Genomic DNA, 20,347 nt, shown 5'->3' with positions numbered 1-20,347 from the left:
GACAGCCATGAGAAGACTCGCCATCGCCGCGGCCATCGGATCCGCGACCGCGCTGGCCGTGGGCATCGCCGCCACCGCGCACGCCGCGGCGCCGCAGCTCACCGCCACGTTCGTACAGACCTCGACCTGGAGCACCGGGTACGGCGCCGACTACGTCATCCGCAACACCGGTGACGCCGCGTCGACGTCCTGGCGGGTGGAGTTCGACCTGCCGGCCGGCTCGATCGTCGCCAGCTCGTGGAGCTCGGTGCGCACCCGCGACGGCCAGCACTACACGTTCACAAACGCCACGTACAACGGCGATGTCAACCCCGGCGCCAGCGAGACGTTCGGGTTCAACGTCTCCGGGCTCGGCACGCCGCTCAACTGCACCATCGACGGCCGCCCCTGCGCCGGCGGCGGGCCAGCGCCGACCACCGCCCCGCCCACGACGGCACCACCGCCGACCACCGCGCCGCCACCGACCACGCCGCCACCCAGCGGCCCGGTGGTGGACGTGTCGACGGCCGCCGAGCTGCGCAGCGCCCTGGCGTTCGCACGGCCGGGACAGACCATCAACCTCGCCGCCGGTACCTACCGGGGCTCGTTCGTCGCCACCGCCGGCGGCACGGCGTCCAGCCCCATCCGGCTCACCGGGCCGTCGAACGCGATCCTGATCAACGACGGCCCGTCCGGCACCGCGCCGAGTTGCCCGGTACCGGCGGCCGGCTGGGACTCCGGGTACGGCCTGTGGCTTTACAACGCGCCCTACTGGACACTGACCGGCTTCACCGTCGCCGAGTCGAAGAAGGGCATCGTCGCCGACAACTCGCACCACACCACCATCGACGGCGTGTACGTCCACGACGTCGAGGACGAGGCCGTGCACTTCCGCCGCTCGTCCGCCGACAGCGCCATCCGCAACTCGCGCATCGAAAACACCGGCCTTGTGCAGCCCGGGTACGGCGAGGGCGTGTACATCGGCTCGGCCAACTCCAACTGGGCCTGCCACGGCAACAGCGGCGGCGTCGACCGTTCCGACCGGGTACAGGTCATCGGCAACCGCATCGGCCCGAACGTCGCCGCGGAAGCGATCGACATCAAGGAAGGCACGTTCAACGGCGTGATCCGGGGCAACACGTTCGACGGCCGGGGCATCACGGGACAGAACGCCGGCGACTCGTGGGTCGACGCGAAGGGCGTCGGGTACGTCATCGAGGACAACACCGGCACCTTCCGCAGCCCCGGCACGTTCGCCAACGGGTACGAGACACACAACCCGAGCACCACGCCGTCGTTCGCCAACGGGTGCGGCAACGTCTGGCGCAACAACCGCTCCGACCTGGGCGGCGTCGGCAACTGGGCGATCAACGTGACGTCGACGTCCAAATGCTCGGGCAACCTCAACGTCGTCTACGCCTCCAACACGGTGACCAACGCCGTGCGGGCCCTGACGAACATCGCCGTCACCCCGTAGCGGGCCCCGGCGTCACACGGTGCTGGCCCGGCAGGTGCCGGGCCAGCATCTCGGCACTGAAGGCGAAGGCCGATGGGCACGCTGGTTCCCGGACTGTGTTCGGTCACGCTGCGCCGCGGCGGGCGAGCAGCACCGAGTCGCCGATGTCGACCGGCGCGCCGTCCCGCACGACGGTGCGCGGGCGCTGCTCGACCACCAGGGCCTCGAAGTCCTCCGGGAGGCCGGGCAGCATCTGCTCGGCGAGGAACATCGCCCGCCGATGGCTCTCGGTCAGGTGGGTGAAGTGCGCGGACGGCTCGTGGCCGACGACTAGCAGGTGGCCGCCGGGCGCGACGGCCTCGGCGAGGCGGCCGACCACCTCGACGATCGCGCCGTCCGGCGGATGCAGGTAGTGGCTGGTGACCAGGTCGTAGGAGCGGCCGCCGGCAGCGAAGGTCCGCGCGTCGACCTGCCACCAGTCCACGCGGTCCGCGACACCGGCCTGCTCGGCGTGCCGGGCGGCGCGGGCCAGGCCGTTGGCGGAGAAGTCGGCGCCGGTGACGGTCCAGCCCTGGCGCGCCAGCCAGATCACGTCGCCGCCCTCGCCGCAGCCGACGTCGAGCGCGGTGCCCGGCGCCAGCCCGGCCACCTCGGCGACAAGCTGCGGGTTGGGGTTTCCGCTCCACACTTTTTCCGGGCCGGAGTACCGCTCGTCCCAGCTCGGCGGCTCGAACAAGGCTGCCGCCTCGTCCTCGGTGAGCTGGTGTCCGTGTCCACTCATGTTGCCGCTTTCCTTCCGGTGCGCAGCCGCGGCTGCTCGACGACGGGCTCGCCGTCCAGCTTCCGCGACACCGCCGCAGGCGGCAAACAATCTTGCGGTTTTGGCAAACTCCGGCGGCGGTCAGATGACGCGTTCGTTGCCGCCGTCGATCGGGATCTGCGCGCCCGTGGTGGCGCCGAAAGCGTCCGAGCACATGACCGCGACAAGCTCCGCCACGCGCGCGCTGGTGATCTCCGTGCGCAGCAGGTTGCGCCGCTTGTACGCCTCGACGCTCATGCCGTAGTGACCGGCCCGCTCCTGGAGGATCTCGTCCGTCCACAGTGCTGTGTCGAAGACGGCGTCGGGATGCACGACGTTCACGCGGATGCCGTCGGCGGCCCATTCGAGCGCGGCCACCCTCGCGAGCTGGACCACCGCGGCCTTCGACGCCGAGTACGGCGCCGCGCCAGGGCCCGGTGCCGGGGCGTTCTTGGAGGCCACGACGACGGCACGGCCACCCCGTGAAGCCAGCGCGAGGTAGGGGTGGAGGCGGGAGAACAGGTAGGCGATGGAGTCGGTGTTGACGGCCATCGTGCGCCGCCAGGTCGACATGTCCAGTTCGGCGAGGCGCCGGCTGTCCGGGAAGACACCCGCGGCGGCCACGACAATGTCGATACCCCCGAATCGGTCCACAGCCTGGCGGACCGCGGCGTCGACGGCCTCCGGATCGGTGACGTCGGCGCTGACGCCGAGGTGGTCTTCGCCGCCGGATTCGGCGATCCGCGGGTCGACGTCCACCCCCACGACGGCCGCGCCCCGGGCCCGCAGTGCCTCGGCGCAGGCGCGCCCGATGCCGGAGGCCGCGCCGGTCACGAGCGCCACCTCGCCGGTGAACTCCGGCGCCGCCCGCCCGCCGCGCAGCTTGGCCTGCTCCAGCTCCCAGTACTCGACGTCGAATATGTCGGCCGCGGGCAGCGCCTGGTACCTGCCGATCGCCTCGGCCATCTCGATGACGCCGATGGTGTGCCGGTAGATGTCCTGCGCGATGCCGGCGTCCCTGGCCCGCCGGCCGGCGGTAAGCAGGCCCAGCTCCGGGTCGAGGATCACCCGTGGCGCCGGATCGAGGGCGGTCAGCGCGGCCCCCCGCCGCTCGCGGTGCTCGTCGAAGTAGCGGCGGTAGTCCCGGACGTACCCGGCGACGTCGGAGCCCACCAGCGGCGTCCGCTTCGTGCGCAGCACGTGGTCGGGTGTGACGGGGCCGCGGGCGGCGACCGCGCCGAGGTCGGGGCGCTCCAGAAACGCCTGTACCGCGGGATCGCTGTAGCGGGTGAGGAGCATGGGCGCGCCGGCGGCGTCCGACACCTCCCGCCGCAGCCGCGCGAGCCGCAGCGGGTCCACCGGTGGCAGCCCCGCGGGCGTCCGCGCCACCGGCGGGTGATCGGCGATGTGCCGCTCGGCGAGGGTGATCAGCGCGATGTGCCGGCGGTACGCCTCCTCGACGTCCACACCGACGGTGAACAGGCCGTGGTGCAGCAAAACCACACCCTCGGTCTGCGGGCTCAGGCGCCGCGGCACGATGTCGGCGCACCGGCGCGCCAGGTCGAAACCCGGCATCGTGTACGGAACGACGACGACGCTCTCCCCGAACACCTCCTTGACGATCTCGGCGCCGTCGGGCTGGTTCGTCAGCGCCAGCAAGGCGTCCGCGTGGCTGTGCAGGACCGCGGGGTGCGGCAGGAGGGCGTGCAGGAGGGTCTCGACGCTCGGGTCGGGCGCCGCCGCGTCGATGGAGGCGCAGCGAAGCTCGTTCATCATGTCGGTGTCGCTGAGCCGCTCCAGCGTCAACAGCCGCCGCAGGCGGTCGAGGCGCAAGGGGGCGAAGCCGGCCACCTCGATCGTCGCCAGGTCCCAGCCGCTGCCCTTGACGTGCAGGAGGTCGACCGCCTCGCCGGTCAGGTCGGTCACCGTCGTCTTCACCGAGGTGTTGCCGCCGCCGTGCAGCACCAGGCTCGGCTCCCGGCCGAGCAGGCGCGAGGCGTGGACGAGCTGTGCGAGCGGCTGATCCGCAGCGGGTGCGGTCGCGGCGTCCCACGCGTCGCGCATCGGTCGGGCTCCTTCGGCGTGCGGGCTACTGGCCGGTGACGGTGGAATCAGGGCGCCCGCCCGTGGCGGGCTCGATGACACGACGCTCGGTGACAATCGCGGTGACCAGTGCCGCCGGCGTCACGTCGAAGGCGAAGTTGAGCGTGCCGGTACCGGCCGGCGCGACCTCACCGCCACCCCACCGGACGATCTCGTCGCCCCCGCGCACCTCGATCTCCACATCGTTGCCGGTCGGTGTGGACAGGTCGATCGTCGACTCGGGCGCCGCCACCACCATCGGCACCCCGGCCTGCGCCGCCGCCAGCGCCAAGGGGTAGGTGCCGACCTTGTTGATCACGTCGCCGTTGGCCGTGATGCGGTCGGCGCCGACGACGACGGCCGTGGCCAACCCTCGCGCGAGGACGGTGGCCGCCGCCGAGTCGACCACCAGCGTGTGCGGGACGCCCATCTGGGCCAGTTCCCACACGGTAAGCCGCGCGCCCTGCAGCAGGGGGCGGGTCTCCGCCGCGTACACGTGGGCGAGCGCGCCACGATCGTGCAGGGCCCGCACGACACCGAGGGCGGTCCCCCACTCGACACACGCCAGGGAGCCGGCGTTGCAGTGGGTCTGTACGGCGAGGGGCGCCCCGACGCGCTCGGTGAGCCAGCTGGCGCCGCGCGCGCTGAGCGCCCGGTTGCACGCGACGTCCTCCTCCAGCACTGCCAGCGCCTCGGCCACCACCGCTTCGCTTCCCTCGGGCAGCCGCGCCAGGGCGCGGTCGACACCCCAGGCGAGGTTTACCGCGGTCGGCCGGGCCGTGCGGATGGCCGCGGCGGCGGTGGCCACCATCGCCGGGTCACCGGGGCCGAGCCGCGCAGCGAGCGCGACACCGAGCGCACCGGCGGCGCCGAGCGCGGGCGCACCCCTGATCACGAGCCGCTTGACCGCGTCGACGAGGCCCTCGACGGTGTCGATCTCCATCAGGACGAGCTCGTGCGGCAGCCGGGTCTGGTCGATCGCCACGATCCGGTCGTGCCGCCAGTCGATGGTTCGCATGTGGACCCCCCAGGCGTCGGACCTCGAACCTACGCGGGAGGGCGAGCTTCACACCACACCGCGCCGTCCGCCGTGAAGCCGAACGCGCTGACGTGCGCGGCGCTGTACCGATCGAGCCCTCCCCGCGCGGTGATCGCGGCGATCAGCCGCTCGGCCGCGCCGTGCGTGCCGGCGTCGACCTCCGCCCGCAGCTCGTCGATGCGCTCCTGTTCGGCGAGCAGGTTGGTCAGCCGCTTCGCGGCCTCGTGGTCACCGGCGTCGGCGCGTTCCTTCAGCTCGCCGGCACGGCCCTGTCCGGCGAGCAGGTCGCGCAGCCGCCAGAGGGCGTGCGAGTCGCCGGCGTCGGCGCGCGCCCGCAGCCCGTCGATGTCCCCTTGGCCGGCCAGCAGGTCGGCCAGGCGCCGGGCGGCCTGCTCGTGCCCGGCGTCGGCGCGTTCGCGCAGCGCGTCGAGGCGCCCCTCGTCGGCGAGCAGCTCGTCCAGCCGCCGGTTGGCGGGCCAGTCGCCGGTGCCGGCGAGGGCCTGAAGCGCGTGGATGGCCTCGTCGAGCTGGCCGTGCCCGATCAGCAGGTCAACGAGCCGCCAGGTCGCGTAGTCGTCTCCGGCGCCGGCGCGCTGGCGCAGCTCGTCGATACGGCCGTGCTTGACGAGCAGGTCGGCGAACGCATGCCTGGCGGTCAGGTCGCCGGCCTCGACGGAGGGCCGCAGCGCGTCGATCGCCTCGGCAGTGCGTGTCTGCTTGGCCAGCAGGCCGGCCAGCAGCCCACCCGCGCCGGCGGCATCGCCCCACGCCCGCAACATCTCGATGGCCTCGTCGACCCGGCCCTGCCCCTCCAGGTGCTGGGCGAGGCGCCAGGTGGCGGCGTGGTCACCGGCCTCGACGCGTTCTTGCAGGTCCCGCATGCGTCCCTGGGCGATGAGCAGCTCCGCGAGCCGCCAGGGCGCGCTGCGGTCACCCGCGTCGGCCCGCACCCGCAGCTCGTCGACCCGGCCCAGCTCGAAGAGCGTCTCGGTCAGCCAGTCCGAGTAGTCGAGGGGCGCGTACGCGCGCCGGCTGTCGACAAGTGCCGTGAGCTCCTCGATGCAGGCGTTGTCGGCCAGCCAGTCCGCGAGCGGCCGCACCGCCCACTCGTCGCCGGCCGCGACGCGCTGGCGCAGCTCGTCGATGCGCCCGTGCTCGGCGAGCAGCATCGCGAAGTGCGGCGAGCTGTCCGGGCCGCCGGCGTCCATGTGCGGCCGCATGAGGTCGATGATCTCCTCGCTCCGCCCCTCCCGGTCCAGCAGGGAGGCGAGCCGCGAGTCGATGTCCGAGTCGCCGCTGTGCGCCCGCAGCACGGTGATGGCCTCGCCGGTGCGGCCCTGGTGGACCAGCAGCGCGGCAAGGTGGTAGGCGGCGTCGGCATCACCCGCGCCGGCGCGGGGCCGCAACACCGCGGCGGCCTGCTCCGCGCGGCCCAGCCGGACCAGTTGCTCGACGAGCTTGTCGGCACCGCTCCACGAAGCGCGACTGGGTCTGTCCGGCGGCCACAGCACGGCGATCGCCTCGTCCGCCCGGCCGTGTGCGAGGAGCAGGTCGACAAGGTGGTCTTCGGCGTAGGGGGTGCCGGCGGCGTGCGGCCGGAGTGCGGCGACCGCCTCGTCGATGCGATCCTGGCGCTCCAGCAGCGTGGCCAGGCTGTCGGCGGCCTCGGCGTCGCCGGCCGCGAGGCGCCGGCAGAGGAGCTCTTCGTAGAGGTAGCGCATCCGCGCCTGGGCGGCGGCGGCAAGGCGCAGCGTGTCGTCGCGATCGTGGATGTGCTCCACCATGGCCTGCCAGCAGGCGGCCGGCAGGCAGGCCGCCCGGCGCGTGCGGCGGGCGTGCTGCAGCAGGTAGTCGGCGATCGCGTAGCCACCGATCCGGCCCGGCTCGCCGCCCGCCGCTGGTACCGGCGCGAGCGTGGCGGCCGCCCCGTGCAGCGGGGTCAGCGCGTAGGACAGGGCGGCGTCCACCCAGCCGGGCGGGGCGGTGGCCCACTGGGCGGGTGTCAGGTAGCCCGCGGCCGCGGCGGCCAGGAAGGCAGTGGTCAGCGGCGTACGCGCACCCAGGCGGCGGGCGTCGACGGCCGCGGTGATGACCGCCTTGGCGTACGGGTCGGGCGACTGCTCCCACCAGCGCACCAGCGCCGGGCCCGCGGCCAGTACCTGGATCGTCCCGGCACCGGCCGTCTCGAGCGCGACCCGCAGGCGGCTGTCGGTGGCGGCGAGGGCGGCCGCGCGCCCCCGTTCCTCACCGCTGAGCGTGTCGGCAACGTCGACGACCTCGGCCAGGTCCAGCAGCGCGCGGTCGCCGGCGTACGGGTCGTCCGTCCCCGGAGCACGCGGGACGGTGCGGGCCAGGTACTCGTCGGGCCACAGCGTGCCGATCACGACCGCGCCGGCGCGGCGCAGCTCGCGCACCGTCTCGGCGGCCAGCCCCCGCTCGCCGAGGTAGCGCTGCAGCTCGTCCAGCCACACGACGGTGCGCGGCACCGGCGCGGCGGCCAGCCTCCACACGCCGTCCGCGTCCGCCGGCTGCACCAGCCACCAGTCCGGCGCGCACGCGAGGACCGCTTCGTAGGCCGACCGCGTCTTGCCCACCGACGACGACCCCACCAGCAGCAGGAAGCAGCCCCGCTCCGCGCCTGCCGACACCGCCGCCCGCAGGCCTGCGTCGACATCACGGGGTACGTACACCGGAAGCTCACCGCTGTCGCCGGCGCGGCCCTGGATCGCCGCGTGTACCCCCAGCTCCCTCGGCGAGGCGTCGCGGACCCGCACGCCTCCCGGCGGGCGGCGCGGGTCGTCGTCGCGGACCCGCTGCCACGCCGCCAGCCACCGCTGCTCGTCGGCCGCGCCGACCCCGCACACCGCCAGGAAGGTCACCAGCGTCTCCCTGGCCGGCACCTTGCCGTTGAGCATGTCGCCGAGCGTGCTACGCGGCAGCGCCCGCAGCCGGCCCCCGGCGCGGGCAGCGCCCGTGCCCGCGCGTCGAGCTGGCTGTAGGACAGGCCACGACCTCGGTACAGCGATTTCAGGCTGGCGGACAGCTCGGCGGCGGTGTGCACCTCGGACGGGTCGGCCGGCTGCCGCACCATCGCCCAGATCACCCCGCTGCCCGCTCGCCAGACCACGCAGACTCCGGCGGACAGCGTAGCCACCGCCGCCCGCCGGCAGGTCCCGTCCGGCGGCCCTCCGGGTTCCTCCGCGGCACTGGCCGGAGACCGGAACCAGCCGCTGCACTGGCTCCCATGCCTCAGGACTGGTTCACCACGCTCCACGCGCTGATCACGTTCGCCACCGCGGTCGCCAACCTCGCCGCCGCGATCCGTAACCGCCGCCCGCCACTCATTCCCACAGCCGCCGCAACAAAGCCCGCGCCTCGGCGTCGGTTTCGCGCGGGATCTGGAGATCCTCGCCGCTGAGCGGCGTAAGCAGGTCGGGCGCCTCCAGCACCCGGCCCTGGACCACGACGGCGATCTGGTGGCCGACGGACTGCGCAGTCCACGCGGCGTAGGTGCCGCGGTCCGCCGCCACGAGGGTCAGCATGACGGCGACGCCCCCGCTCTGATCCCAAACCAACTCGACCCGTTCCGCCCGGGTGAACTCAAGGCCCGGATCGAGGAAGTAGCACCAGTCCCCACCGGCGCCCGGGCCGGGGACACCGCCATCGGTGAGGCCGCACGGTGCCTCGACCTTCCGGGCAACCACGTGCACCGACACGGCGGTGCGCAGCTGCCCCGGCGCCGTCGTCGGCGCCGGTCGCGGATCCTGCTCGGCCGTGCACGCGCCCGCCCCGACGACCACGACGCTCGCGAGAAGGGCGGCAACCGCCTTGCGGCCGCGGGTCAACTCAGTGCCCCGTGTCGCTGAGCTGATGCCGCAGCTCGGTGGCCCGCTCGATGACCGCGCGCAGCACGCGGTGCGCGGTCGTCAGCTCCGCGCCGTCCATGCCGCCGTACAGCCGTGCGGTGACGGCGGCGACCTTGTCGTTCAGCGCGGCGAACTCTGCCGCTCCCGTCGCGCTGAGCCGGACCGGACCGGACGCCCGCGGAGGCCAGCCCGTGATGAGGTCCTTCTCCGCGAGGCCGCCGAGCAGGTCGAGGACGCCGATCTCGTCGAGGTCCAGCTGCCGCTGGCCCTGCAGAAACTCGGTGAGCGCCGCCGGTGCGAACTCGCCACGGGCGCTGATCACCCGGAGGACGACGTACTCGGTCGCGGTCGTGCCGGTCGTCGCCAGGACGTTGTCCAGGAGCCCGCGGACGGCACCCTGGGCTTCCGCGATGTCCTGGCCGGTCAAGGTTGCGTTGGTCATGCCCACTCCTCTTCGGATAGTTGACATGGCTACTATAGCCATGTTTACGGTCGGGCCGCCGCCACGGCCTGTACCTGCTAGTACGCTCCTCGCATGGATCAGGCACGCGGTTCGGCAAACGTCGGCTATCTCGTCTGGCGGCTCTCAAACCGCTGGCGCGCCGCCACCGATCGCCTGCTTGCCGATCACGGCCTGACCCACGCGCAGTACGCGGCGCTCGCGTCCCTGCACGGCCTGTCGGTCGGTGGCACCCGGCCCAGCCAGCGCGAGCTGGCGGACTTCACCGGCCTCGAACCCGTCTACATATCGAAGCTCGTTCGCAGCCTCGAACAGTCAGGTTTCATCACCCGCGCCGTCCACCCGGCCGACACGCGCGCCATCGAGCTCTCCCTCACGGACCGCGGCCGCGAGGTGGTCGCGGCGGCCATGCCCAAGGTGCAGGAGCAGGTGGACCGGTTTACCCAACCGCTTGGCGGCACCGGCGGCGCCGGCACCCAGCGACTGATCGCCACCCTGCAGAAGCTGCTCGACCACGAGCCTTCCGCCTAGAGATTTTCGGCGTCAGGGTGGGTGCGACCGTGGTAGCTCTTGGGCAACGGCGACCACTCCTCTCGGTTGTGGACGGATTCGCCCACCTCGACCCCAAGGCTCTCTGGACTAGAGAGACCCCTTCGGGGTCGGCGTGGATGGGATCTCCGCGGCCTTCAGTGAATCCAACCCAAGCAAGACGCGAGCTACCGCGACGCCCGCGGTGGTCCGGACCGTTGCTCCCGCGGCCTCACCCTCCGCGGCCGCCCAGCTCACCCCAACCCCCGGTAGCCGGCCGTAGGCCGTAAGGCGGTCGATGACTGCCGATCGGTCGCATGCGGTGTGAGCTTCGAAATCTTGGTGAGTTGGCGCGTTATTTCGACGCTAACTTGCCAAGATCTGCTGGAGCGGGCTCCTGAGTTGAGCTGAGCGACCGCAGAGGTGAGACGGCAACCGCGGGTATAGCGGCGACGGTCCGGACCACGACGCACATCGCGGCAGCTCACATCTCGTTCGGATTGAAGTTCGAAACAAGGCTCACCCTGACCGCGAAGGTCTCTAGCGGGACCCGTTCAACCCTGGCAGCTGGCCGACCGCTGGCCTTGGGGCGAGGAACGTGCGCGCGCCGCGTAGCAATGTGGACAGTCGGGACTGCGTTCTGGTGCAGTCGAGGCGGACGTCGAGCGGGCCCGGAACACCGGCGTCGGCGCGCTTTCCGGTGGGCAGGGCGGCCTCGTCGAGACCGTCCCGGCGTGCGATGAGCAGTCCCAGCTCGTAGCGGCTGACGGCGTCGGTACCAGCGACGTGGTGGATGCCGGAGTGTGAGGAGCTGGCCAGTTCTAGCAGCGCCGAAGCCAGGTCCGCGACGTGGACCGGGCAGCGTATGTCGTCGGTGAAGAGGGCACCGGCGGTGGCACCGCGGGCGAGCGCGTGCACCAGCTTCTCGTGGGGTGAGCCACCGTCTCCGACGATCAACGAGGTCCGCGCGATGACGGCGGCCGGGTCGAGGCCCTTGATCGCGGTCTCGGCCGCGGCCTTGGCGGCGCCGTACGGTGTCGTGGGGTCGGGGTTGCACGTTTCGTCGTAGCGCGCGGCGGTGCCGGAGAAGACCGCGTCGCTGGACACGTGCACGAGTCGGGCACCGGCGGCCGCCGCCGCGGCGGCGACGTGCATGGCGCCGTCCGCGGTGGTGGCCCAGTCGGCCTGCCGGTACGCGGCATTGACGATCACGGTGGGACGGGTCTGCTCGACCAGGGTGGCGACGCCGTCGCGGTCTCTGATGTCAAGCGGCCGCCAGTCGACATCGGCGATGGGCAGCGCGTGACTGTGGAAGGTTGCCACGACCTGGTTGCCCGCGAGCCGCGCTTGGCGCGTGATCTCCTGGCCGAGAAAGCCGCTACCACCCACCACGAGAAGATCCATCGGTCCACGGTAGGCGGTACACCCGTACGCGACGCGGACCAGGCCGCAGTGCGGTCGATGCCGGCGGCCGGCAGGCGGTCGGGGTGCCTCGGGCGGAGGCACCCCGACCACGAACCGTTACTCGACGACGGTGATGATCCGGCGTCGGCGGATCATCACGAGCGCCACCACGCCGGCGGCCACGAGCAGCGCGCCCGCGCCCGCGACGAGACCGGCGCGCGGGCCGGTCACCGGCAGGCCGCCACCGGTGCCGCCCTGGGTGATGACGATCGCGGCGGTGTTGTTGGCCGGGTTGGACTCCTTGGCCTGCACGGCGATGTTCTCCGCGTGGATCGCGCCGTCGGTACCAGGCGTCGACTTGATCTTCACCTGGACCGAGCCGGTGAGCCTGCCGTAGCCGGAGTGGATCGTCAGCCACTCGCTCTCGACCACGCAGCGCAGCTTGGTCGCCTCGGCCGGCTGGTCCTCGACGTCCGGCACGCGGCACCACCCACCCGGGTGCACCAGCACCGTGCCGCTGGGCGCCGTGATGTCGTAGGCCGGGCCGCCGCCGTCGGACGGACCGTTGTTGACGATCGTGTACTTGACCGTCACGGTCTGGCCCACCTCACCGGCCACCGGCGGCACGGTCACCTCGACGTCGATCGTGTTCGCCTTGCTCCAGATGGAGAAGGTGGCAAGGTTGTTCGAGGTGTCCAGCTCCTCCGCCGCGGCGAGCCGGTTGGCCTTGCTCACCTTCGCGAGCGCGCCCACCTCCTTGGCGAAGGTCTTGTCGCCGGCGGCCCGCTTGCCGCCCAGCTTGGCCGCCTCGTCCTCGGTGGGCAGCCGGGTCTCGAAGTACGCGAAGATCTCCTCCGGCCCGCGCAGGTTCTTGCCGAAGACCGCGTTGAAGATGGCCTCGCCCGACTCGGGGTCGAAGAGCGGGAAGCCCTCGCCGGGCGCGAGCGGGAAGTCGGCCACGCACGTGACGGTCGTCGGGCCGTAGATGTACCCGGCCGGCGGGTCGCGGTCGATGCCGCCCAGGTAGACGCAGTCGCTGTACTGCTCGGCGAAGGTCGCGCCGTACGGCAGGCTGAACGTCACCGCGAAGCCGGGCGCGGGCTCGTCACCGTCGTTGAAGACGGCGGCCAGCAGCGGCGCCGTGTCGCCAGGGCCGACCCGGTCCTGCGCCGACCCGATGCCGTCAGCGGCCGCGACGAGGTCCGGCCCGGAGGCGATCACGGTGACCGGGAACGTCGAGCTGTTGTTTTCCGAGTCGCTCTCCTCCTCGGCGCCCTCGATGCTCACCACCATGTCACCGGCGCCACCGACCGCCGCGCCCTTGACGCTTTTGAGCTCGACGTCGTAGACGATGTCGGTCTGGCCCGGCTCCAGCGTGCCGTACTCGCAGACGATGATCGCCGCGTCCTGCGTGCAGTTTTCGTTTTCGCCCCACTCGGGCAACGAGACCGCGACATCGTCACTCACGCCGCTCGCGTCGTACTTGACCTTTACCGAGGTGGCCGTGGCATCACCCTGGTTGTACACGTAAACGCCGAGCTGCATTCCAGCGTTGTTCACCTCGGCGACCGGGTCACTGGTGAACGAGACGAAAAGATCCGGCGCGGCCGCCTTCGCCTGCGCGGGTGTCGCGATACCGAGCAGTGCGGCCATCGCCAAAACGGCGCCGCCGGCACCGACCCGCCGCGCGGTGCGGGCAAGATGCTTCATGGGTAGCATGACGCCTTCCAATCAGAATTGAATGACTCCACACCCGACACAAAGTGGCGGCCGGGCAGGGACAGCGCACGCTAGCCATCGACACTCTCTGTTCGCAACCCCGGTAGTAGGTATCGGACTAAGAGGGCTATTCCGCCGGAGTGGTCGGCTCGTACGTCAGCAGCAGTGCACCTCCGGCGAATTGCCTCGTGCCGGTCAACCGCATGGCGGTGCGCGGAATTGGGCCGTCGAACAGGCGCGTGCCCCCGCCGAGCAGCACCGGGTTGACGACGAGGCGGTATTCGTCGATGACGCCCCGCGAGGCGGCGCTGCTCGCCGCTCCACCACCGGCAAATAGCGCGATGTCTCCGCTGCTTTGTTGCTTCATTTTGCTGATTACCGCAATTGGATCACCGGCGATGATGTGGGAGTTGTGCCAGTCGGTGTGTTGAAGGGTCCGCGACAGCACGTATTTGGGTAGCTCGTGCATGCGCCGAACCTGCACCGCCGAGGCTTCCGGTCCGGCATTCGGCCAGTAGGCCGCCAGCTCCTGGAATGCCACCCGCCCGAACACCATGCCCTCGATCCCGTTGAGCAGGTCGTCGATGTAGCGCTGAAACTCCTCGTCCGCGAAGTGCCAGTCAATCTGGCCTTCGGCGTCGTTGACGTAGCCGTCCAATGACACGTTGACGTGCAGAAAGAGTCGCCCCATGGCTTCCTCCGGTAGCTCGCGTCCACTTCTTGGTCGGGCGACCAAGAAGTCACACGGTAGCCGTTCTTGAACGAGCGATCAAGAAGCCGGTACGATCGTGCCATGACACGCATCGGCCGGCCGCGCTCCTTCGACGACGCCCAGGTCGTCGACCAGGCGAAGGAGATCTTCTGGCGCCGGGGTTACGCCGGCACGTCGATGCGCGAGCTCAAGGGCGAGCTGGGCGTGCTGCCCGGCAGCCTCTACGGAGCATTCGGCGACAAGCACGCGCTCTTCCTGCGAGCCCTCGATCGGTACGCGGAGCAGGCGGGTGAGGCGGCCGCCGCGCTCCAGCCGAGCGGGCCGGGCCTGGCCAGCGTGCGGCAGCTGCTGACCGACGCGGTGGACGCGGCGCGGTCCACGCCCGGCCGCGGCTGCATGCTCGGCAACACGGCCATGGAAGTGCTTCCCGACGACGAGGAGGCTGGGCAGATCGTCCGGCGCGCACTCGGCGAGCTCGAATCCGGGATCGAGCGGGCGCTCGTCGACGCGCAGCGCGCCGGCGAAATCCGCGACGACGTGGACTGCGGTGCGTACGCCCGCGTGCTACTGGCGTTGCTCCAGGGCCTGCACGTCATCGCCCGGGCCGAGCGCGAGCCGCACCGGCTCGGCGACGCGATCGACGCTGCCCTGGCGGCGATCACGACTTAGAGTGGTGCATGCCCTTGGACGCCCATCACGTCAGAGCTTCGATCGCCGTGTCCGACATCGCGCGCGCGGTCGCGTTCTACGAAGGCAAGCTGGGCCTGCGGGCGCTGGAGTCCGGCCCCAGCGCCCACATCGCCGACGGCAGCCGCGTCTACGGTTCCGGTGGCGGCCCCGCGCTGAACGTGTACGAGTCGGCCACCGCGGGGACGACGGCGGCGACACTGGCGACCTGGTACGTCGACGACCTCGACCAGGTCGTCGACGAGCTCGTCTCCTCCGGCGTCGAGTTCACCCGCTACGACCAGTTCGAGCACGACGCCAAGGGGATCACCGCTCGGGCCGGCGGCGGCCGCATCGCGTGGTTTCAGGACCCGGACGGCAACACCTTCGCCCTCGAGGCCGACGCCTGATCCGATGTGGACGGCCGCGTCGTCACGCCGGACGGCGGCGCGCGGTGACCAGCCAGGCGCGGGAGTCGAACCAGACGCCGTCGTCGCCCAGATGCGCCGCGAGCATCGCGCTCAGGCGCCCGACCGCTGCCGCGGCGTCCGCGGCATCCAGCCGCTCCAAAGCCTCGCTGGTACACGTGAAGCCGCGCACCCAGTCGAGCGCGGCGTCCACGTCCGGGCCGAAGTAGACCGGCTGGTTGACATCGGTCAACGCGATGTCGGCGAACCCCGCAGCCGCCAGGATCCGCTCCACCGTCGCGGGATCGGCCAGCGTAAACGCGTCGGGTCCGGCCGTGTCCTCCTCGGAGACCCCGAGGCACTGGCGGATCGCGACGTCCCACTCGTTGCGTGAGCGGGACTGCCAGACGATCATCGCCAGCCGCCCGGCCGGACGCAGCGCCCGCCCGACGTTGGCGAACGCGGCGACCGGGTCGTCGAAGAACATCGTGCCGAACCTGCTGATCGCCAGGTCGAAACGCTCCGGCGCGAAGCGGTGGGCCTGCACGTCGGCACGCTCGAACGTCACGTTGCCGAGCCCTTCGGCCCGCGCGAGCTCGCGGGCCCGCTCGATGGCCGGCGCGGAGATGTCGAGGCCGAGCGCACCGCCGTCCCGCGCGGCACGCGCGGCCTCCCGGGTCGTCTGGCCGCTCCCGCAGCCGATGTCGAGGACCTGCTCGTGCGGCCGCACGCCACACGCCCTGTGCAGCACCTCGTTGTACCGCTCCAACTCGGTGTCGTAGCTGACAGATTTTCGCACCATGCTCCCCTCCGCATGGCACCTTGCCACATGCCTACCCCGCGTGTTCGCCCAGCACGTCGAGGACCCAGACGACGCCGAAGCGGTCGCGCACCATCCCGTACGCGGGCGCCCAGCCGGCCGGGCCCATCGGGACCACGACGGCCGCGCCGTCGCAGAGCTTGTCCCACAAACCGGTGACCTCCTCGACCGTCTCGCCGCGCACGGAGACGAAGAAGGAGTTCTCCCCTGCTCGTAGCCCAGCTGCGTGGGTACGTCGTAGGCCATGACGTGGAAGCCGTCGTCGGCGCGCACCTGCCCCCACATCACCTGGTCGGCCGCGGACTCCTCGGGCACGTTCCCGGCGTCCTTGTACGTGACGACGGCGAGTTCGCCGCCGAATACGGACTTGTAGAACTCCAGCGCCGACCGGGCGTCGCCGCGGAAGTTCAGGTGGGTCGTGGTCGTGATGGACAAGATCGGCTCCTCTGCTCAGCGCTCGTTGCCTGACCCGGGCAACGTTCGCACCGGAAGCGGCCAGGGCGTGTCCTCTTCTTCGGGCAGACTGAGAAACATGCCGAAGACCTCCACGCGGCTGCTGGCGCTGCTGTCGCTGCTGCAGGCGCGCCGGGACTGGCCGGGAGCCCTGCTCGCCGAGCGGCTGGCGGTCAGCCCGCGCACCGTGCGCCGCGACGTCGACCGCCTGCGCGAGCTCGGCTATCCCATCGCGGCCGTCAAGGGGCCGGACGGCGGCTACCGGCTCGGCGCCGGCACCCACCTCCCGCCGCTGCTGTTCGACGACGAGCAGGCCGTCGCCCTCGCCGTCGCGCTGCAGAGCGCCAGCGCAAGCGGTGCGGGCATCGAGGAGGCGGCCGCACGGGCGCTGCACACCGTCCGGCAGGTCATGCCCTCGCGGCTGCGCCACCGCATCGACACCCTCCAGGTGGTCGCGGCCGAGCGGCCCGCGGCGCCACGGGCGGACAGCGGTGTACTGATGGCGCTCGCCGCCGCCATCCACGCCCACCAGGTGCTGCGCTTCGACTACCGGCCCGCGTCCCCGCCAGAGGCCGACCACGGCGGGCCGCCGACCCCGCCCCGCCGCGTGCAGCCGCACCACCTCGTCACCTGGGGCGGCCGCTGGTACCTCGTCGCCTGGGACCTGGACCGCGACGACTGGCGCACCTTCCGCGCGGACCGCATCGTCCCGCGCAGCCCGACCGGGCCCGCCTTCGCCCCGCGGACGCTTCCCGGAGAAAGCGTCGCCGCCTTCGTCACCAGCAGGTTTCGCGGCTCGAGCAGCACCGGCGACTGGCCGTGCCGCGGCGAGGTGATCCTCGACCTGCCCGCCGCCGGGGTGGCACCGTTCGCCGGCGACGGGATCGTCGAGGCGCTCGGGCCGGACCGCTGCCGGCTCACCCTCGGCTCGTGGTCGTGGCCGGGCCTGGCCGCGGCGATCGGCAGGTTCGACGCCGACATCGAGGTGGTCGGACCGGCCGAGCTCAAAACCGCCTTCGCGGACCTGGCACGCCGCTACAGCCGCGCCGCCTCGGGTTGCGCGCCTGGCTGATCATTGAACGGTGACGAGCCCTGCCGCACCGCCGGGAAAGGCGGACACGTTCTCGCTGGCCGCTCCTCCACTCCTCGCCGCTCTCGCCCCCGCCCGCAACATCCTGATCGCCGGTGCCGGCGGCGGCTTCGACGTGTACGCGGGGCTGCCGCTGGCCCTGTCCTTGTGGCACGGCGGCGCGCGGGTGCACCTGGCCAACCTGTCCTTCTCCGAGCTCGAGCTGGTCGACCGCGCCACGTGGGAGACCGAGCACGTCGCGGCCGTGACGCCGGACTCGGCCAGCCCGGACTGGTACTTCCCCGAGCGGACGCTCGCCCGCTGGCTGGCCGCGCAGGACCTGCCGTCGACGGTGTACGCGTTCCCGCCGCTCGGCGTGCAGACGCTGCGCGAGGCGTACCGCCACCTGGTCCAGCGCCTGGACATCGACGCGGTGGTGCTGGTCGACGGCGGTACTGACATCCTGCTGCGCGGCGACGAAGCGGCCCTCGGCACACCGGTGGAGGACATCACCAGCCTCGGCGCTGTGGCCGGCATCGACCTGCCGGTGAAGCTGGTGACCTGCCTGGGCTTCGGCATCGACGCGTACCACGGCGTCAACCACGTCCAGGTGCTGGAAAACCTCGCCGCGCTCGACCGCGACGGCGGCTACCTCGGCGCGCTGTCCATCCCCGGCCGCAGCCGGGAGGCGGCCCTGTACCGCGAGGCCGTCGCCCACACCCAGGCGGCCACGCCGCAGCGGCCGAGCATCGTCCACGGCCAGATCGCGGCCGCCACGAGCGGCGAGTTCGGCGACGTCCAGTTCACCCGGCGCACGCGGGGCAGCGCCCTGTTCGTCAACCCGCTGATGGCCATCTACTTCACCGTTGACCTGGACATGCTCGCCGCACGCTGCCTGTACCTCGACCGCATCGAGAACACCTACGGCCGGCGCCAGGTGATCGGCCGGATCGAAGCGTTCCGCGATGAGGTCTCGACCCGACTTCCCCGCGCGTACCCCCACTGATCGGGCGATCAGCCTCCTCGTCCGTGCCTCCCGCGGCCCGCAGCGGCCGCGGCACCGGACCGCCTAGGTCCGGCCCACGCCGGCGAACGGGATGCGCGCTTCCGCCACCGGTTGGGTGCCGTCCGGATGCCGCCACAGGCCGCGCGCCGCGAGGATCGGCAGGACGCCCTCGCCGAACCAGTACGCCTCCTCCAGGTGCGGATAGCCGGAAAGGATGAACTCGGTCAGGCCCAGCGCGTGGTATTCGGTGATGCGGTCGGCGACCTCGGTGTGGCTGCCCACGAGCGCGGTGCCGGCGCCGCCGCGGACGAGGCCGACTCCGGCCCAGAGGTTGGGCGAGATCTCGAGGGAGTCGCGCTGCCCGCCGTGCAGGGCGAGCATCCGCTTCTGCCCCTCGGACTCGCTGCGGGCCAGGCCTTCCTGCACCGCGCGGATGTCACTCTCGCTGATCCCGGCGAGCAGGCGCCGCGCCTGCGCCCACGCCTCCTCGCTCGTGTCCCGGGAGATGACGTGCAGGCGGATGCCGTAGCGCAGTTCGCGGCCGGCCCGCTGGGCGAGCCCGCGGATCCAGGCGAGCTTCTCCGCGACCTGGCCGGGAGGCTCACCCCAGGTGAGGTACACGTCGCTGTGGCGGGCCGCCACCGGACCGGCCGCCCGCGACGAGCCTCCGAAGTAGACCGGCGGCAGCGGGTCCGGCGGGTTCGTGAGGCGGGCCTGCTCCACCCGCAGGTGCTCGCCGTCGTGGGTCACTTCCTCGCCGCTCCACAGTGACCGGACGATGTGGAGGAACTCGTCGGTGCGGGCGTAGCGGTCGTCCTTGTCGAGAAAGTCACCGTAGCCGCGCTGCTCTCGCGACTCGCCGCCGGTGACCACGTTGAGCAGCAGCCGCCCACCCGACAGCCGCTGGTAGGTCGCGGCCATCTGCGCCGCGAGGGTCGGCGACAACAAACCCGGGCGGAACGCCACGAGAAACTTCAGCCGTTCGGTCACCGGCGCCAGCATCGCGGTGGTCAGCCACGCGTCCTCGCACCACGCACCCGTAGGCGTCAGCGCGCCTTCGAAGCCCAACTGCTCGGCGGAGCGGGCGATCTGGCCGAGGTACGCGACCGACGGCGGGCGGGCGCCGCCGGCGCGGCCCGTGGGCACACCATGGCCGCCGCCGACGACGTCGCGGCTGTCACCGTTTGTGGGCAGAAACCAGTGGAACGTCAGTGCCATGGAGTCCTCCTGGGCGTAGGGGGTTCGGCGGGGCGCCCTGCCGGTCTACCCGCTCGCGGGCGCGCGGCTCCAGATGTCGTTGCACTCGGCACAGACCGCCTCGGGGATCCACCCCAGGCGCATGAGCCCGGCGAAGATCGTGCAGCCGACGCAGAAGGCGAACACCGACTCCAGGACGGCCGCCACGATGACGGCGCCGAGCAGGGCGTACGCCGCGGTGTGCTGGGCGAAGCCCAGCGCCAGGACGGCGGCGCTGACGGTCAGCACGGCACCGATCCCCTGCGCGAACCGCTTGGGCGGGCCGGGCACGAGCTTGGCCGGTACCGGCAGCCGCGGCGTGACCACCCGGGTGACGAGCAGGCCGAGCGGGCTGAGCTTCGGCCCGGTGAGCACGCGCGCGACGAAGCCGTAGGCGATCACGGCCGTGAGCCAGGGCAGGTCCAGCGCAATCGCCGCCACCGACAGGACCACCACTCCGCCGGCGACGAGCCGGGCGGAGACCTCGTTGACCGGATTGGGAAAGCTGAACAGCGAGCCGACCATGACCCAGACCTCCTCGGGCTCGCCGACATCTTACCCATCAAACCCATCACTTTAGTAGGAGACTTGGCCGGCGGTCGCGCAGGTCACCCCAGGGGCGTCGGCCGCCGAGCCAGCGGACCGA

19 protein-coding genes are annotated in these 20,347 nt (G+C 72.1%); 6 read left to right on the top strand and 13 right to left on the bottom strand.

Going from position 1 to position 20,347, the window contains the following annotated elements; genetic code table 11:
* Positions 1-7 precede the first annotated feature (7 nt).
* Positions 8-1,456, top strand: coding sequence for a cellulose binding domain-containing protein (locus tag Phou_RS26565; RefSeq protein WP_173060337.1), 1,449 nt, complete (start codon positions 8-10; stop codon positions 1,454-1,456).
* Between the two features lie 103 nt (positions 1,457-1,559).
* On the opposite strand, the gene Phou_RS26560 is transcribed toward Phou_RS26565, so the two are convergent.
* The 6 genes from Phou_RS26560 to Phou_RS26535 all read right to left on the bottom strand — a co-directional run bounded on the left by Phou_RS26560 (position 1,560) and on the right by Phou_RS26535 (position 9,663).
* On the bottom strand, positions 1,560-2,216 hold the full coding sequence (locus Phou_RS26560; protein WP_173060334.1) for a class I SAM-dependent methyltransferase: 657 nt from the start codon (positions 2,214-2,216) through the stop codon (positions 1,560-1,562).
* Between the two features lie 120 nt (positions 2,217-2,336).
* Positions 2,337-4,298 (bottom strand): bifunctional aldolase/short-chain dehydrogenase, encoded by a 1,962-nt coding sequence (locus Phou_RS26555; protein WP_173060331.1) that lies wholly within the window; start codon positions 4,296-4,298, stop codon positions 2,337-2,339.
* A gap of 25 nt (positions 4,299-4,323) precedes the next feature.
* Complete coding sequence (gene mtnA / locus Phou_RS26550) at positions 4,324-5,334, bottom strand: S-methyl-5-thioribose-1-phosphate isomerase (protein ID WP_173060328.1); 1,011 nt, start codon at positions 5,332-5,334, stop codon at positions 4,324-4,326.
* A gap of 29 nt (positions 5,335-5,363) precedes the next feature.
* Complete coding sequence (locus tag Phou_RS26545) at positions 5,364-8,270, bottom strand: hypothetical protein (protein WP_173060323.1); 2,907 nt, start codon at positions 8,268-8,270, stop codon at positions 5,364-5,366.
* Positions 8,271-8,696: 426 nt separating this feature from the next.
* Positions 8,697-9,200, bottom strand: coding sequence for a SecDF P1 head subdomain-containing protein (locus Phou_RS26540; protein ID WP_173060320.1), 504 nt, complete (start codon positions 9,198-9,200; stop codon positions 8,697-8,699).
* A 1-nt stretch (position 9,201) separates the two neighbouring features.
* Positions 9,202-9,663: a winged helix DNA-binding protein gene (locus Phou_RS26535; protein WP_173060317.1), complete on the bottom strand. Its 462-nt coding sequence runs from the start codon at positions 9,661-9,663 to the stop codon at positions 9,202-9,204.
* Between the two features lie 93 nt (positions 9,664-9,756).
* Here Phou_RS26535 and Phou_RS26530 point away from each other — a divergent pair, with 93 nt between their 5' ends.
* The gene (locus tag Phou_RS26530) at positions 9,757-10,212 is read left to right on the top strand and encodes a MarR family winged helix-turn-helix transcriptional regulator (protein ID WP_173060314.1); all 456 of its coding nucleotides are present in this window, start codon (positions 9,757-9,759) and stop codon (positions 10,210-10,212) included.
* Positions 10,213-10,749: 537 nt separating this feature from the next.
* Here Phou_RS26530 and Phou_RS26525 read toward each other — a convergent pair.
* From Phou_RS26525 to Phou_RS26515, 3 genes are all read right to left on the bottom strand, one after another.
* Complete coding sequence (locus Phou_RS26525) at positions 10,750-11,613, bottom strand: SDR family oxidoreductase (protein WP_173060311.1); 864 nt, start codon at positions 11,611-11,613, stop codon at positions 10,750-10,752.
* A 117-nt stretch (positions 11,614-11,730) separates the two neighbouring features.
* The gene (locus Phou_RS26520; RefSeq protein ID WP_173060308.1) at positions 11,731-13,323 is read right to left on the bottom strand and encodes a CARDB domain-containing protein; all 1,593 of its coding nucleotides are present in this window, start codon (positions 13,321-13,323) and stop codon (positions 11,731-11,733) included.
* A gap of 136 nt (positions 13,324-13,459) precedes the next feature.
* On the bottom strand, positions 13,460-14,023 hold the full coding sequence (locus Phou_RS26515; RefSeq protein ID WP_173060304.1) for a dihydrofolate reductase family protein: 564 nt from the start codon (positions 14,021-14,023) through the stop codon (positions 13,460-13,462).
* Between the two features lie 102 nt (positions 14,024-14,125).
* Here Phou_RS26515 and Phou_RS26510 point away from each other — a divergent pair, with 102 nt between their 5' ends.
* Positions 14,126-14,713, top strand: a complete 588-nt coding sequence (locus Phou_RS26510; RefSeq protein WP_173060301.1) for a TetR/AcrR family transcriptional regulator — start codon at positions 14,126-14,128, stop codon at positions 14,711-14,713.
* 8 nt (positions 14,714-14,721) lie between these two features.
* On the top strand, positions 14,722-15,120 hold the full coding sequence (locus Phou_RS26505) for a VOC family protein (protein ID WP_173060298.1): 399 nt from the start codon (positions 14,722-14,724) through the stop codon (positions 15,118-15,120).
* 22 nt (positions 15,121-15,142) lie between these two features.
* Here the strand turns inward: Phou_RS26505 and Phou_RS26500 are convergent, their stop codons facing one another.
* On the bottom strand, positions 15,143-15,919 hold the full coding sequence (locus tag Phou_RS26500) for a class I SAM-dependent methyltransferase (protein WP_173060295.1): 777 nt from the start codon (positions 15,917-15,919) through the stop codon (positions 15,143-15,145).
* A 31-nt stretch (positions 15,920-15,950) separates the two neighbouring features.
* The gene (locus Phou_RS53055; RefSeq protein WP_246273872.1) at positions 15,951-16,121 is read right to left on the bottom strand and encodes a VOC family protein; all 171 of its coding nucleotides are present in this window, start codon (positions 16,119-16,121) and stop codon (positions 15,951-15,953) included.
* A 348-nt stretch (positions 16,122-16,469) separates the two neighbouring features.
* Here Phou_RS53055 and Phou_RS26490 point away from each other — a divergent pair, with 348 nt between their 5' ends.
* Positions 16,470-17,462, top strand: a complete 993-nt coding sequence (locus tag Phou_RS26490; RefSeq protein ID WP_173060293.1) for a helix-turn-helix transcriptional regulator — start codon at positions 16,470-16,472, stop codon at positions 17,460-17,462.
* Positions 17,463-17,472: 10 nt separating this feature from the next.
* The gene (locus Phou_RS26485; RefSeq protein ID WP_173060290.1) at positions 17,473-18,465 is read left to right on the top strand and encodes a DUF1152 domain-containing protein; all 993 of its coding nucleotides are present in this window, start codon (positions 17,473-17,475) and stop codon (positions 18,463-18,465) included.
* A 63-nt stretch (positions 18,466-18,528) separates the two neighbouring features.
* Here Phou_RS26485 and Phou_RS26480 read toward each other — a convergent pair whose 3' ends face one another.
* Together Phou_RS26480 and Phou_RS26475 are read right to left on the bottom strand one after the other, a co-directional pair.
* Positions 18,529-19,683, bottom strand: coding sequence for an LLM class flavin-dependent oxidoreductase (locus Phou_RS26480; RefSeq protein ID WP_173060287.1), 1,155 nt, complete (start codon positions 19,681-19,683; stop codon positions 18,529-18,531).
* A 45-nt stretch (positions 19,684-19,728) separates the two neighbouring features.
* Positions 19,729-20,226: a DUF4395 domain-containing protein gene (locus tag Phou_RS26475; protein WP_173060284.1), complete on the bottom strand. Its 498-nt coding sequence runs from the start codon at positions 20,224-20,226 to the stop codon at positions 19,729-19,731.
* Positions 20,227-20,347 lie beyond the last annotated feature (121 nt).

Origin of the sequence: Phytohabitans houttuyneae, assembly GCF_011764425.1 — a bacterium.
Classification (GTDB): Bacteria; Actinomycetota; Actinomycetes; order Mycobacteriales; family Micromonosporaceae; genus Phytohabitans; species Phytohabitans houttuyneae.
This window is presented reverse-complemented; position numbering and strand designations above follow the sequence as displayed.